The organism is Pseudomonas sp. EA_105y_Pfl2_R69, assembly GCF_963970915.1.
In the GTDB taxonomy this organism is placed as follows: domain Bacteria; phylum Pseudomonadota; class Gammaproteobacteria; order Pseudomonadales; family Pseudomonadaceae; genus Aquipseudomonas.
The window spans coordinates 67,609-81,091 of the sequence record NZ_CAXAOO010000007.1 but is presented as its reverse complement, the minus strand read 5'-3'; the positions used below and the strand labels follow the sequence as shown (position 1 = coordinate 81,091).

The following is a 13,483-nucleotide window of genomic DNA, read 5'->3' as shown; positions in this document are numbered from 1 at the left end:
CGCTCGGATCGATCGACGGCTTTCGACATTGCCGGCTGCGCTAGCCGGCGCGACTATTCCCGGCACTCCACACAAGAACAAGCCGGGAGACCGATATGCGCGATTACCTCACCGCTGCCCAGAGCTTCGACCTCGATCAGGCGTTGGCCGGCACCCTGTGCGGGCGAGCCGATGCCCTTAACGCCTGCATCGAATGCTGCGACCGCCACGCCGCCGATGGGCGCATTGCCCTTTACTGGGAAGGGCGCGAGGGTAACAGCGCGGTCTGGACCTTCGCCCAGTTGCAGCAGGCCGCGGCGCGCTTCGCCAACGTCCTGCACAGCCGTGGTGTACGTCCAGGCGACTGCGTGGCCGGCATGCTGCCGCGCACCCCCGAGTTGCTGATCACCATTCTCGGCACCTGGCGTCTGGGCGCGGTCTACCAGCCGCTGTTCACCGCCTTCGGCCCCAAGGCCATCGAACACCGCGTGGCCAGCGCCGGCACCCGCCTGGTGGTGGTGGACGCCGCCAACCGGGCCAAGCTGGACGAAGTGGTTGACGCGCCGCCGCTGCTGACGCTGAACGCCACTGGCGGCGAGGCGGATTTCTGGACCGAGCTGGAAGCCCAGCCCGACAGCTTCGAGCCGGTGCTGCGCAGTGCAGAGGATGCCTTCCTGATGATGTTTACCTCCGGTACCACCGGCCTGGCCAAACCGGTGCCGGTGCCGCTCAAGGCCATCGCCGCCTTCGTCGGCTACCTGCGCGACGCGGTGGACCTGCGCGAGGACGAGGCCTTCTGGAATCTGGCCGACCCGGGCTGGGCCTACGGCCTCTACTACGCGGTGACCGGGCCGCTGGCCATGGGCCATGCCACCACCTTCTACGAAGGGGCTTTCAGCGTCGAGAGCACCTGCCGGGTAATCCGCAAGTACGGCATCCGCAACCTGGCCGGCTCGCCCACCGCCTATCGCCTGCTGCTGGCCGCCAGGGACGAGGTGCAGGCCCAGCTCAAGGGCCAGCTGCGCGCGGTGAGCAGCGCCGGCGAGCCGCTGACCCCGGAGGTGATCCGCTGGTTTGCCGAGGACCTGGACTGCACTATTCACGACCACTACGGCCAGACCGAGCTGGGCATGGTGCTGTGCAACCACCATGCCTTGCAGCACCCGGTACGCCTCGGGGCCGCCGGCTATGCCGTGCCCGGCCACCGCGTGGTGGTGCTGGACGAGCAGGGTGGCGAGCTGCCGCCCGGCCAACCCGGCGTGCTGGCGGTGGATCGGCGGCGCTCGCCGCTGTTCTGGTTTCCCGGCTACCTGGGCATGAACACCAAGGCCTTCGTCGGCGATTACTACCTGAGCGGCGATACCGTCGAGCTGAACGACGACGACAGCATCAGCTTCGTCGGTCGTGCCGATGACGTGATCACCACCAGCGGCTACCGGGTCGGCCCCTTCGACGTGGAGAGCGCACTGATCGAGCATCCGGCGGTGATCGAGGCGGCGGTGATCGGCAAGCCCGATCCGGAACGCACCGAGCTGGTCAAGGCCTTCGTCGTGCTGCACGCGAACCAGGCGGCCAGTGCCGAGCTGGCCGAGACCCTGCAGCAGCACGTGCGCAAGCGTCTGTCGGCGCATGCCTACCCGCGCGAAGTGGAATTCGTCGCCGAGTTGCCCAAGACCCCCAGCGGCAAGATCCAGCGCTTTCTGCTGCGCAACCAGGAAATCGCCAAGGCCCAGGCGGCCGCGGCCCACTGATCGAGGAGAAAGCACAAATGCATATTGCCGATTGCGTCTTCCTGGTAACCGGTGCCGGCTCCGGCCTGGGCCTGGCCAGTGCCCGCGAGCTGGTCGGTCAGGGCGGTAGGGTCGTACTGCTGGATATCAATGCCGAGGCCGGCCGTGCGGCGGCCGATGCCCTGGGCGCGAACGCCCGTTTTATCCAGGCCGATATCACCCGTGAGGACGACGGTCGCGCAGCCGTGGCCATGGCCCTGGACGTCTTTGGCGGCCTGCACGGGCTGGTCAATTGCGCCGGTATCGCTCCGGCCGAGAAGGTACTTGGACGCAATGGCGTGCACGGCCTGGACAGCTTCCGCCGCACTATCGAAATCAATCTGATCGGCAGCTTCAACCTGCTGCGCCTGGCCGCCGAGGCCATGGCCCTGAATGCCCCGAATGCCGAGCGCGAGCGCGGGGTGATCGTCAATACTGCCTCGGTGGCGGCCTTTGACGGGCAGATCGGCCAGGCCGCCTATGCCGCCTCCAAGGGCGGGGTGGCCGCCATGACCCTGCCGGCGGCGCGTGAACTGGCGCGCTCCGGCATCCGTGTGATGTGTATCGCCCCGGGCATCTTCGAGACGCCGATGATGGCCGGCATGCCGCAGGAGGTGCGCGATTCGCTGGCGGCAGGCGTGCCGTTCCCGCCGCGTCTGGGCCGCCCCGAGGAATACGCCGCGCTGATGCGGCATATCGTCGAGAACCCGATGCTCAACGGCGAGGTGATCCGCCTGGATGGCGCGTTGCGTATGGCGGCGAAATAAAAGGGTCCAATGTCTAGCCGGATCAGGTCCGGCAGACCAGGGCAGCGTATTTCCCCGGATTGTCTCCGGGCCCATGGACAGTGTTATGAGGAGTAGCGAGATGAATATGAAGTCAGATCCGGTGGTAATCGTCAGCGCCGCGCGTACGCCGATGGGCGCGTTCCTTGGCGACTTCAAGGCGGCCACGGCCGCCGAGCTGGGCGCGGCGGCGATCCGCGCGACCCTTGCGCGCGCCGGCCTGGCTGCCGATGCCGTGGATGAAGTGCTGATGGGCTGCGTGCTGCAGGCCGGCCAGGGCCAGGCACCGGCACGCCAGGCGGCCCTGGGTGCGGGGTTGGCCCAGGCCACAGTGTGTTCGACGATCAACAAGATGTGCGGTTCGGGCATGAAGGCGACGATGCTGGCTCATGACCTGCTGCTGGCCGGCAGTGCCGAGGTGGTGATCGCTGGCGGCATGGAAAGCATGTCCAACGCGCCCTACCTGCTGGAGCGGGCGCGCAGCGGCTATCGCATGGGCCATGGCCGGGTGCTCGACCATATGTTTCTCGATGGCCTGGAGGATGCCTACGACAAGGGCCGACTGATGGGCAGCTTCGCCGAGGAGTGCGCTCAGGCCTATGGCTTTAGCCGCGAGCAGCAGGATGCCTTTGCCATCGACTCCCTGAACCGCGCCAAGCGCGCCATGGCCGAAGGCCGTTTTGCCGCGGAAATCACCGCGGTGCAAGCCATGGTTGGCCGCGAGCTGCGCAGCATCGACAGCGACGAACAGCCGCCCAAGGCACGTGTCGAGAAGATCCCGACCCTCAAGCCGGCTTTCCGCGAAGGCGGGACGGTGACCGCGGCCAATGCCAGCTCGATTTCCGACGGTGCCGCGGCGTTGCTGTTGATGCGTCTGTCCGAGGCCGAGCGGCGCGGTCTGACGCCATTGGCGGCGATCCGTGGCCACGCCAGTTTCGCCCATGCGCCCAACCTGTTCGCCACCGCGCCGGTGGGTGCGCTGCAGGGCCTGATGCAGCGCACGGGCTGGACCCTGGGCGAGGTCGAGCTGTTCGAGGTCAACGAGGCGTTTGCCGTGGTGCCGATGGCGGCCATGCGCGACCTGGATATTCCCCACGACAAGCTCAATGTGCACGGCGGCGCCTGTGCTCTGGGCCACCCGATCGGCGCGTCCGGCGCGCGGGTGCTGGTGACCCTGCTCAGCGCCTTGCAGCAGTACGACCTCAAGCGCGGCGTGGCGTCCTTGTGCATTGGCGGCGGCGAGGCCACCGCCGTGGCCATCGAGCGCCTGTAACGCCGTGCAAGACCCCATCAGACTGTGTGCGAGAGAGCGAAGATGATCCCTTCAGAACTAGATGTGCAGATCCGCGACATGGCCCGCCAGTTCGCCCAGGAGCGGCTCAAGCCAAACGCCGCCGAGTGGGACCGCGAGCACCGTTTCCCCAGCGATGCCATCGCCGAGATGGGCGCGCTGGGCTTTATGGGCATGCTGGTACCGGAGCAATGGGGCGGCGCGCAGACCGGCCACCTGGCCTATGCCATGGCCCTGGAGGAAATCGCCGCCGGCGACGGGGCCTGTTCGACCATCATGAGCGTGCACAACTCGGTGGGCTGCATGCCGATTCTCAAGTACGGCAGTGAGGCGCAGAAGCAGCAGTTCCTCAAACCCCTGGCCGAAGGGCGGATGCTCGGGGCCTTCGCCCTCACCGAACCGCAGGCCGGCTCCGATGCCAGCGACCTGCGCACCCGGGCCCGGCGCGATGGCGAGCACTATGTGCTCAACGGCAGCAAACAGTTCATCACCTCCGCCAGCCACGCTGGGATGGTGATCGTTTTCGCCGTCACCGATCCGCAAGCCGGCAAGAAGGGCATCAGTGCCTTTATCGTGCCGACCGACACGCCCGGCTATTCGGTGGTGCGCATCGAGGACAAGCTCGGCCAGCACGCCTCCGATACCTGCCAGATCCAGCTCGACGAATTGCGTATCCCGGCCAGCCTGCGCCTGGGCGAGGAGGGTGAGGGCTACCGCATCGCCCTGGGCAATCTGGAGGGCGGCCGCATCGGCATCGCCGCCCAGGCGGTGGGCATGGCCCGCGCCGCGTTCGAGGCGGCGCGCGACTACGCCCACGAGCGGGTGACCTTCGGTAAGCCGATCATCGAGCACCAGGCGGTGGCCTTCCGCCTGGCCGACATGGCCACCCAGATCGCCGTGGCACGGCAGATGGTCCATCACGCCGCCAGCCTGCGCGAGGCCGGCATGGCCTGCCTGAGCGAGGCCTCGATGGCCAAGCTGTTCGCCTCGGAGATGGCCGAGCGGGTCTGTTCGGCGGCGCTGCAGACCTTGGGCGGCTACGGCTACCTCAAGGACTTTCCGCTGGAACGCATCTATCGCGATGTGCGTGTGTGCCAGATCTACGAAGGCACCAGCGATGTGCAGCGCATGGTGATCGCGCGCAATCTTTAGAGCGAAGTAGGGGGCACCGCGCGCACCGGGGTATGACCGGTGCGTACACCCGGTGAAACGTCATTCTCGTCCTGGCGCTGCAAGGACTTATGGCCGCCGTGGATCGCGGGCATGGCCCGCTCCTACAATGTCGCAGGCCTGAGGGGGCAGCGTGTTTATCCGGATGTGATGGCCGGCGCGCGCGGCAATCCCCGCACAGTAACCCTTCGTCAGTTCTTATCTTCAGCAGAAAATTCCTGCTTGTCGGACACTTTTGTTAGCGCTACCATCCGGCAAAACAAAAACGGCACCCCGCGAAGGTGCTTCGGAGATTTCATGAGTACAAGCCTTTCTGCCAATGGCCCTGCACCGGCTGACCGCACCCTGGTGGTGATGGGGGTCAGTGGTTCGGGCAAGAGCGACATCAGCCAGGCCATCGCCGCCGAACTCGGTTGGCGGCATATCGAGGCCGACCTGTTTCACCCCCGCGAAAACGTCGAACGCATGCGCGCCGGCATTGCCCTGAGCGACGACGACCGGGTTCACTGGCTGGATGCGCTGATTGTCGAGATGCAGGCCGCGCAGGCCGCAGGGCAGGGCTTCGTGCTGGCCTGTTCGGCGCTCAAGCGCAGCTATCGTGACCAGTTGCGCCAGGCGGTGCCGGGTTTGCAGTTCGCCCATCTGGCGATCGATCACGCCACCGCCTTGCTGCGGGTGGGGGCCCGGCCGGGCCACTTTATGCCGACCTCACTGGTCGACAGCCAGTTCGCCACCCTCGAAGACCCCCGCGACGAACCCCATGTGTGCACTGTCAGCGCCGTGCAGAGCCGTGAAGCGGTGGTGGCCGAGGTCTGCGCCTGGCTGCGCCGTGACCTGTCGGCTGCGGCTATCGGCGCGCAGACGGCACTTTCTGTGACTGAATTTGATAGCGCTAACCATGCGCCGGAACTGAGCGGCGAGCCTATCTACGGCGGCTGGCTGGCGCGGCTGTTCGACCGCCTGACCGATGGCCTGATGGCCGCGCTGATGGCCTTTATGGTCGCTGCGGTCTTCGCCAACGTGGTGCTGCGCTATGCCTTCGGCACCGGCTGGGCCGGGGCCGAAGAGCTGTCGCGCCTGGCGTTCGTCTGGCTGGTGTTCGTCGGCGTGGCCTCGAGCATGCGCCGTGGCGAGCTGATGCGCTTCAACATGATCCGCGATCGTTTCCCGCAGGCGGCCCGTCGCCTGGTCGATTCCGCCAGCTGGTTGCTGGTCGCCGGGGCCAGCCTGCTGGCGGCCCTGGGGGCCTGGCAGCAGGTGCAATACGGCTGGGGCAACCACAGCACGGTGGTCGGCTATCCCGTGGTGCTGGGCATGTTCCCGGTGCTGGCCTGCATGGGAGTTCTGGCCCTGTTGGCACTGCTGCAGCTGGTCAACGTCTGGCGACGGCCCGAGCCGCTGCCGGTTGCCAACGCCAATATCACGGCCGACTGAGCCTTCTCTAATAAAAATCGGGCACCGCCCACCGAGGACCCGCTGATGACCGTCGCTGTCTTCCTTGCTTCACTGCTGGGTTTCATGTCGTTCGGCATGCCCATCGCCTTCGCCCTGATTCTCACCGGCGCGGTGCTGATGTGGTACCTGGAATTCTGGGATGTGCAATTGCTGGCGCAGAACCTGCTCGCCGGTGCCGACAGCTTTCCGCTGCTGGCCGTGCCGTTCTTTATCCTGGCCGGTGAGCTGATGAACGCCGGGGGCATTTCCCGGCGCATTATCGCCATGGCCCAGGCCTATTTCGGCCACCTGCGCGGCGGCCTCGGTTATGTGGCGATCGCCGCGGCGGTGCTGCTGGCGAGCATGTCCGGTTCGGCCCTGGCCGATACCGCGGCGCTGGCCACCCTGTTGCTGCCGATGATGCGCCAGCGCGGTTATCCGCTGCATGCCTCGGCCGGCCTGGTGGCGGCCGGCGGCATCATCGCGCCGATCATTCCGCCGTCGATGCCCTTCGTGATCTACGGCGTGGTGACCAATACCTCGATCAGCCAGCTGTTTATGGCCGGGCTGGTTCCCGGTCTGATCATGGGCGTGGGCCTGATCTTCGCCTGGACCCTGATCGCCCGCGGCTTTACCGAGCCGACGCCGCCGAAGGCGAGCAAGGCCGAGCGCCGCGCGGTGCTGGTCGACGGCGTGGCCGCCCTGATGCTGCCGGTGATTATCGTCGGTGGCCTGCGCTTCGGCATCTTCACCCCGACCGAAGCGGCGGTGGTGGCGGCCGTGTATGCCCTGGCGGTGTCCACGCTGCTGTATCGCGAGCTGAGCTGGGCGGCCCTGAACGAGACCCTGACCCGCGCCAGTCGCACCACCGCTTCGGTGATGTTCCTCTGCGCGGCAGCCACGGTGTCGGCCTATATGGTGACCCTGGCCCAGCTGCCCGATGAGATCGGCATGATGCTCGGGCCGCTGCTCGACCACCCCTATCTGCTGATGATTGCGATCATGTTGCTGATGATCGCGGTGGGCATGGTTCTCGACCTGACCCCGACCATCCTGATCCTCGCCCCGGTGCTGGCCCCGATCGCGATCAAGGCCGGCATCGATCCGGTGTATTTCGGCGTGATGTTCGTGCTGATCGGCTCCATCGGCCTGATTACTCCGCCGGTGGGCACCGTGCTTAATGTGGTCGGCGGCATCGGCCGCTTGCGCATGGAAATCCTGGTGCGCGGGGTGATGCCGTTCTTCCTGATCTACCTGGGCATCGTCGCGCTGCTGATCGCCTTCCCGGCGATTATCACGGTGCCGCTGGCCTGGCTGCGCTGACCCGGCCTTTCACCGCCCGGTGCTGCGTGCCGGGCATCCTTGTCGTACTGCTGACAACAATAAAAGGTACTCACCGATGAAACGTCCACTGCTTACCCTCCTGGCTACGGCCATGCTGTTCAGCCCGATTGCCGCCGTAACGGCCCAGGCTGACGAAGTCCGCTCGCGGATGATTCGTTTCGGCTATGGCCTCAACGAAAGCAGCAACCAGGGGCGCGCCGCCAAGCTGTTCGCCGAAGAGGTGGCCAAGGCCTCCGAGGGCAAACTGAAAATGCGCACCTTCGCCGCCGCCAGCCTGGGCTCGGATGACCAGATGCAGAGCGCCTTGATGGGCGGTGCCCAGGAGATGATGGTTGGCTCCACCGCCACCCTGGTCGGTATCACCAAGGAGATGGCGGTGTGGGACACGCCGTTCCTGTTCAGCAACGAGCAGCAGGCCGATGCGGTGCTGGACGGTCCGGTCGGTCGTCAGGTGATGGACAAGCTGGAAGAGAAGGGCCTGGTCGGCCTGGTCTACTGGGAAAACGGCTTTCGCAACATGACCAACAATGCCCGGCCGATCAGCAAGCTGGAGGACTTCTCCGGGATCAAGCTGCGGGTGATGCCCAACCCGGTGTTCCTCGAAACCTTCAAGCTGATGGGGGCCAACGCCGTGCCGCTGCCATTCTCCGAGCTGTTCACCGCCCTGGAGACCAAGGCGGTGGATGGCCAGGAAAACCCCTTCAACACCATTCTCTCCTCGAAGTTCTACGAGGTGCAGAAGTACCTGACCGTGACCAACCACGTCTACAGCCCGTGGATCGTCACCGCCTCCAAGCGCTGGTGGGACGGTCTGTCGGCGACCGAGCAGGGCATCATCCTGGAAGCAGCGAAGAAGGCCCGCGACTTCGAACGCCAGGACACCCGAGCCGAGGCGGCCAAGGCCCTGGCTCAGCTCGAGGCCAACGGCATGCAGGTCAACCAGATCAGCGCCGAGGAAGTGCAGCGCATGCGTGAACGGGCCCAGCCGGCGATCCAGCAGGTGATCGATACCGTCGGCCAGCCGCTGTTCGACCAGGTGCAGGCCGAGCTGGCCAAGGTCGCCAACTGATCGACGGTCCGCAGGGCTGCGCGTGCCGGGCATTCTGCCTGGTGCGCGCGGCCTAGGCGGGGCCGCACACCCTACAACGGCTAGCCGCTGTTAGAATCGCCTGCCTTTTCCAGGGAACTGCCCATGAGCCAACGTCGTCGTCGCTCCGCCGAACGCGTCACCCTGTCCGATGTGGCCAAGGCTGCCGGCTGTTCGCTGATGTCCGCCTCGCGCGCCCTGTCGCAACCGGAGCGGGTTTCCGATGCCTTGCGCGCGCAGGTCATGCTGGCGGCCAAGGCGCTGGGCTATGTGGCCAATCCGGCGGCGCGGGCCCTGGCCAGCTCGAAGTCGAATCTGGTGGCGGTGCTGATCCCGTCACTGTCCAACTCGGTGTTCGTCGACACCGTCGAGGCGATCCAGCGGGTGCTGATGCCCGCCGGTTTCGAGATGATGATCGGGGTCAGCCATTACCGTCCCGAGGAAGACGAACGCCTGCTGCGCTCCTACCTGGCGCACCAGCCCGCCGGCTTGCTGCTCACCGGTTTCGAGCGCAGCGACACGGCGCGGGAGATTCTCGGCGGTTGCCGCGGCCCCATCGTCACCATGATGGAGCTGAGCGATGCCGAGGACGAGTACTGCGTCGGCTTCTCGCAGCTGGAGGCCGGCGCGGCCATGGCCGAGGCGTTGATTGCCCGTGGCTACCGGCATATCGCCTTCGCCGCCGCCCAACTCGACCCGCGCACCCTGCAACGGGCCGAGGGCTATCGGCAATGCATGCGGGCCCACGGCCGCTACGACCCGAGCCTGGAGCTGCTGACTCCGGAACTGTCCTCCATCGGCCTGGGCGCGAGCCTGCTGGATCGGCTGTTGGCTCAGCAGCCACAGATCGATGCGGTGTTCTTCAACAACGATGACCTGGCCCTGGGGGCGCTGTTCCGCGCCCGCCAGCTCGACCTGGCGGTGCCGCAACGCCTGGCCATCGCCGGTTTCAACGACCTGCCGGCCGCCGCCTGGGTACACCCGGCGCTGACCACGGTACGCACCACCCGTGGGCAGATCGGCCAGTTGGCGGGCGAGATGCTGTTGACCCTGATGCGTGGTGAGCAACCGGCGCAGCACTGCATCGATGTGGGCTTCGAACTGGTGCTGCGCGACAGCGCCTGAACGCCAGCATTCGACGCTGCTGTCCTCAAGGCCGCCTGATGCGCTCGGCGCAGCCTACGGCAGCTGGTAGCGGGCCAGCAGACGCGGAATGTCGCCATTGGCGTAACCGCGGCGGATGTGCTGGTTGAACTCGGCGAGAAAGCCGACCATTTCCAGGCGCTTGTGGAAGCCCAGGTAGTTGGCGTCGCGCTTGAGCGGCTGCGCCAGCACCTGGAATTCCGCGGCGCGCCGCGACAGTTCCGGGTCCAGGGCGATGGCCCGGCGCAAGCCGGCGGTGCCAGGATTGATCAGGGCCACGTCGATGCGGTTGGCCAGGAGCTTCTTCAGCCGCGAGACCGGGCCATTGTCCTCATCGACCTGGAACACGCCTTGCCTGCGCGCCTGCTCGAACTCATCGCCGAAGCTGCCGCCGGCACCCAGGCCGATGCGCCGGCCCTCGAGATCCTCGATGCGCTCGAAGACCAGGCTGTCGCCATGGCGCACCACGACCACCACCTCGTCGTAGAACAGCGGCTCGGAGTAGTCGAAGAGTTGCTGGCGCTCCGTGGTCCAGCTCAGGCCGATGATGCCGGCCCGGCCGCGCTCGGCCATCCTGTAAGCGCGCGCCCAGGGGTAGAGGTGCAGGGTGAGCCGGTGCCCGGGCATGGCCGCATCGACGTAGCGCAGAATATCCACCAGCATGCCCTGGGGCTGATGGCCTTCGGCGTAGATCTTGGGGATCGAGTAATTGTTGCCGACAATCAGAATCTCGTCGGCCAAGGCAGCGTTGCACAACAGCACACAAGCCAGGAGCAGACAGCGCATGCAGCATTCCTTACACCGGGATGGCTTTTATGGCCGAACCATAAGCCAGGCCGAAGCACTTGCCCAGCCGGCCGTGTGGAGGCCATCGCGGAAATGAGGAATAAAGCGCGAAATCTGCTGATTCCGTGAGCATCCGCCGGGGCCTGCCCCGGCTTCGCGTACTAGGGCGCGGGTTTGTCGAGCTTCTTTTCCTGGGCCGTCACGTGCTGGCAGATTTCGATGATCTGCTCGCGCATCCAGCGGTTGGCGGGGTCCTGGTCGGTGCTTTCGTGCCAGTACAGGTGGGTCTCCAGCGGGGCCATGTCCTTGAGCGGCAGCTCTACATGGTGCAGGTCGTTGCGTCGGGCGAAGCGCTCGGGCACGGTCATGACCATATCGGTGTTCTGCAACACCGTGGTGGCCATCAGGTAGTGCTGGGAGCGCAGGGCGATCTTGCGCTGAATACCCATACGGCCCAGGGCCAAGTCGACATGGCCCAGGCCACTGCGGCGGCTGGAGATATGGATATGGGTCAGGCCCATGTACTCGTCCAGGCTGATCTTGTCCTTGGCCAGCGGGTGGCCCTTGCGCATGGCACAGACGTAGCGGTCTTCCATCAACTTGACGTGGCGCACCTGGGGGTCGGTGTTGAGCGGCGCGTCCACGGCAAAGTCCAGGCGCCCGGCGGCCAGTTCCTTGGTGGTTTCGCGCCGGCGCGCCAGCATGCTTTCGATACTGACGTTGGGGGCCATGCGCCGCAGGCGCTGGAACAGCGAAGGCAGCACCACCGCCTCGGTGAGGTCGGTCATGCTGATGCGGTAAGTCTTGTTGGCCTGGGCCGGATTGAAGATGCGGCTTTCCTGCACCGAAATGCGCAGCTGCTGCAGGGCGCTGCGCACCGGGCCGATGATGTTCTGCGCCATGGGCGTTGGCACCATGCCCTGGGCGGTGCGCACGAACAGCGGGTCGTTGAAGGTCTCGCGCAGTCGCGCCAGGGCGTTGGACACCGCCGGCTGGGTAATGCCGACGATCTGCCCGGCGCGGGTCAGATTGGCCTCGGTGTAGATGGCATCGAAGACCACGAAGAGGTTCAGGTCGACCTTGTTCAGATTCATTACGCGCTCACTCCGAGGGTTGTCGGTATTAGGAGCTGTCACCGCTTCGTTCGTTTGCGACGAAACGGCAACAGACCCGCATGGATCATATATCGGTGATGAATGTTTATACACGGTGAGAATAGGTTAGATAAATCCTGTGCCCTGATCTAGCATCATTTTCACCTCACCGAATCAGTCATTCACACTCAGCGTCAGAAGGTAGCCGCCCATGGATTTCGCCTACTCCCCCAAGGTTCAGCAACTGCGTGAGCGCGTCACCGCGTTTATGGAGACCCATGTCTATCCAGCCGAGGCCGTGTTCGAGCAGCAGGTCAATGAGGGCGACCGCTGGCAGCCCACCGCGATCATGGAAGAGCTGAAAGCCAAGGCCAAGGCCGAAGGTCTATGGAATCTGTTTCTGCCGGAATCCGAGCTGGGTGCTGGCCTGACCAACACCGAATATGCACCGCTCGCCGAAATCATGGGCAGTTCCCTGATCGGCCCGGAGCCGTTCAACTGCGCCGCGCCGGACACCGGCAATATGGAAGTGCTGGTGCGCTACGCCAACGACGCGCAGAAAGAGCAGTGGCTCAAACCGTTGCTGGACGGCACCATTCGTTCCGCGTTCGCCATGACCGAGCCGGGCGTGGCTTCTTCGGATGCCACCAATATGCAGGCCAGCGCCGTGCGCCAGGGCGACGAGTGGGTGATCAACGGCCGCAAGTGGTGGACCTCCGGCGCCTGCGATCCGCGCTGCAAGATCATGATCTTTATGGGCCTGACGAACCCGGACGGCCCGCGCCACCAGCAGCACTCGATGATCCTGGTGCCGATGGACGCGCCGGGCGTCAAAGTGCTGCGCCCGCTGCCGGTATTTGGCTACGACGATGCGCCCCATGGCCACGCCGAAGTGCTGTTCGAAAACGTGCGCGTGCCCTACGAGAACGTGTTGCTGGGCGAGGGTCGTGGCTTCGAGATCGCCCAGGGCCGCCTCGGCCCGGGCCGCATTCACCACTGCATGCGCTCCATCGGCATGGCCGAGCGTGCGCTGAAGCTGATGTGCCAGCGTTCGATCGAGCGCACCGCGTTCGGCAAGCCGCTGGCCCGCCTGGGCGGCAATATCGACCACATCGCCGACTCGCGCATGGAAATCAATATGGCCCGTCTGCTGACGTTGAACGCCGCCTATATGATGGACACCGTGGGCAACAAGATCGCCGCCAGCGAAATCGCCCAGATCAAGGTGGTCGCACCCAACGTCGCGCTCAAGGTGATCGACCGGGCGATCCAGATCCACGGTGGGGCAGGGGTTTCCAACGACTTCCCGCTGGCCTACTGGTACGCCATGCAGCGCACCCTGCGCCTGGCCGACGGCCCGGACGAAGTGCACCGCGCGGCCATCGGCAAGTTCGAGATCGGTAAGTACATGTCCCGCGACATGATGAAAGCCAGCCGCTGATCGGTTAAACCCCGGCTGCAAAGAACGCCAAGGCCCGCGGATTCGGGCCTTGGCGTTTGTGTTTGGGGCAAACGCCAGCCGTCGGCGGATCTCTTGGCGGCGCTATTCCAGGCCTGTGCAAGTGCCTGTGGCGGTCTATAGTGCTGAGAGGCTGTGCAAA

Annotated in this window: 11 protein-coding genes; 9 read left to right on the top strand and 2 right to left on the bottom strand. The window is 65.7% G+C overall.

Features of this window, described 5'->3' with window-relative positions:
* Positions 1-95 precede the first annotated feature (95 nt).
* From AACY13_RS18560 to AACY13_RS18525, 8 genes are all read left to right on the top strand, one after another.
* Positions 96-1,730 carry an acyl-CoA synthetase gene (locus tag AACY13_RS18560; protein WP_339463060.1) on the top strand — a complete coding sequence of 545 codons (1,635 nt, stop codon included), beginning with the start codon at positions 96-98 and terminating at the stop codon, positions 1,728-1,730.
* 17 nt (positions 1,731-1,747) lie between these two features.
* On the top strand, positions 1,748-2,515 hold the full coding sequence (locus AACY13_RS18555; RefSeq protein WP_339463059.1) for a 3-hydroxyacyl-CoA dehydrogenase: 768 nt from the start codon (positions 1,748-1,750) through the stop codon (positions 2,513-2,515).
* 106 nt (positions 2,516-2,621) lie between these two features.
* The gene (locus tag AACY13_RS18550) at positions 2,622-3,806 is read left to right on the top strand and encodes an acetyl-CoA C-acyltransferase (RefSeq protein ID WP_445262594.1); all 1,185 of its coding nucleotides are present in this window, start codon (positions 2,622-2,624) and stop codon (positions 3,804-3,806) included.
* Between the two features lie 42 nt (positions 3,807-3,848).
* Positions 3,849-4,976 (top strand): acyl-CoA dehydrogenase family protein, encoded by a 1,128-nt coding sequence (locus tag AACY13_RS18545; RefSeq protein WP_339463057.1) that lies wholly within the window; start codon positions 3,849-3,851, stop codon positions 4,974-4,976.
* A gap of 372 nt (positions 4,977-5,348) precedes the next feature.
* Positions 5,349-6,428, top strand: coding sequence for a gluconokinase, GntK/IdnK-type (locus tag AACY13_RS18540; RefSeq protein ID WP_445262593.1), 1,080 nt, complete (start codon positions 5,349-5,351; stop codon positions 6,426-6,428).
* 45 nt (positions 6,429-6,473) lie between these two features.
* Positions 6,474-7,751, top strand: a complete 1,278-nt coding sequence (locus AACY13_RS18535) for a TRAP transporter large permease (RefSeq protein WP_339463055.1) — start codon at positions 6,474-6,476, stop codon at positions 7,749-7,751.
* A 76-nt stretch (positions 7,752-7,827) separates the two neighbouring features.
* Positions 7,828-8,841, top strand: coding sequence for a TRAP transporter substrate-binding protein (locus tag AACY13_RS18530; RefSeq protein WP_339463054.1), 1,014 nt, complete (start codon positions 7,828-7,830; stop codon positions 8,839-8,841).
* 123 nt (positions 8,842-8,964) lie between these two features.
* On the top strand, positions 8,965-9,984 hold the full coding sequence (locus AACY13_RS18525; RefSeq protein WP_339463053.1) for a LacI family DNA-binding transcriptional regulator: 1,020 nt from the start codon (positions 8,965-8,967) through the stop codon (positions 9,982-9,984).
* Between the two features lie 54 nt (positions 9,985-10,038).
* On the opposite strand, the gene AACY13_RS18520 is transcribed toward AACY13_RS18525, so the two are convergent.
* Both AACY13_RS18520 and AACY13_RS18515 read right to left on the bottom strand, forming a co-directional pair.
* Positions 10,039-10,788 carry a substrate-binding periplasmic protein gene (locus AACY13_RS18520; RefSeq protein ID WP_339463052.1) on the bottom strand — a complete coding sequence of 250 codons (750 nt, stop codon included), beginning with the start codon at positions 10,786-10,788 and terminating at the stop codon, positions 10,039-10,041.
* A gap of 161 nt (positions 10,789-10,949) precedes the next feature.
* The gene (locus tag AACY13_RS18515; RefSeq protein ID WP_339463051.1) at positions 10,950-11,882 is read right to left on the bottom strand and encodes a LysR family transcriptional regulator; all 933 of its coding nucleotides are present in this window, start codon (positions 11,880-11,882) and stop codon (positions 10,950-10,952) included.
* A 211-nt stretch (positions 11,883-12,093) separates the two neighbouring features.
* On the opposite strand from AACY13_RS18515, the gene AACY13_RS18510 reads away from it, so the two are divergent.
* On the top strand, positions 12,094-13,323 hold the full coding sequence (locus AACY13_RS18510; protein WP_339463050.1) for an acyl-CoA dehydrogenase: 1,230 nt from the start codon (positions 12,094-12,096) through the stop codon (positions 13,321-13,323).
* The last annotated feature ends 160 nt before the right edge of the window (positions 13,324-13,483 follow it).

Coding starts and splice junctions, on each gene's coding strand:
- AACY13_RS18555 (WP_339463059.1), top strand. CDS start 1,748: ATGCATATTGCCGATTGCGTCTTCCTGGTAACCGGTGCCGGCTCCGGC.
- AACY13_RS18560 (WP_339463060.1), top strand. CDS start 96: ATGCGCGATTACCTCACCGCTGCCCAGAGCTTCGACCTCGATCAGGCG.
- AACY13_RS18520 (WP_339463052.1), bottom strand. CDS start 10,788: ATGCGCTGTCTGCTCCTGGCTTGTGTGCTGTTGTGCAACGCTGCCTTG.
- AACY13_RS18540 (WP_445262593.1), top strand. CDS start 5,349: ATGGGGGTCAGTGGTTCGGGCAAGAGCGACATCAGCCAGGCCATCGCC.
- AACY13_RS18530 (WP_339463054.1), top strand. CDS start 7,828: ATGAAACGTCCACTGCTTACCCTCCTGGCTACGGCCATGCTGTTCAGC.
- AACY13_RS18545 (WP_339463057.1), top strand. CDS start 3,849: ATGATCCCTTCAGAACTAGATGTGCAGATCCGCGACATGGCCCGCCAG.
- AACY13_RS18535 (WP_339463055.1), top strand. CDS start 6,474: ATGACCGTCGCTGTCTTCCTTGCTTCACTGCTGGGTTTCATGTCGTTC.
- AACY13_RS18525 (WP_339463053.1), top strand. CDS start 8,965: ATGAGCCAACGTCGTCGTCGCTCCGCCGAACGCGTCACCCTGTCCGAT.
- AACY13_RS18515 (WP_339463051.1), bottom strand. CDS start 11,882: ATGAATCTGAACAAGGTCGACCTGAACCTCTTCGTGGTCTTCGATGCC.
- AACY13_RS18550 (WP_445262594.1), top strand. CDS start 2,622: ATGAAGTCAGATCCGGTGGTAATCGTCAGCGCCGCGCGTACGCCGATG.
- AACY13_RS18510 (WP_339463050.1), top strand. CDS start 12,094: ATGGATTTCGCCTACTCCCCCAAGGTTCAGCAACTGCGTGAGCGCGTC.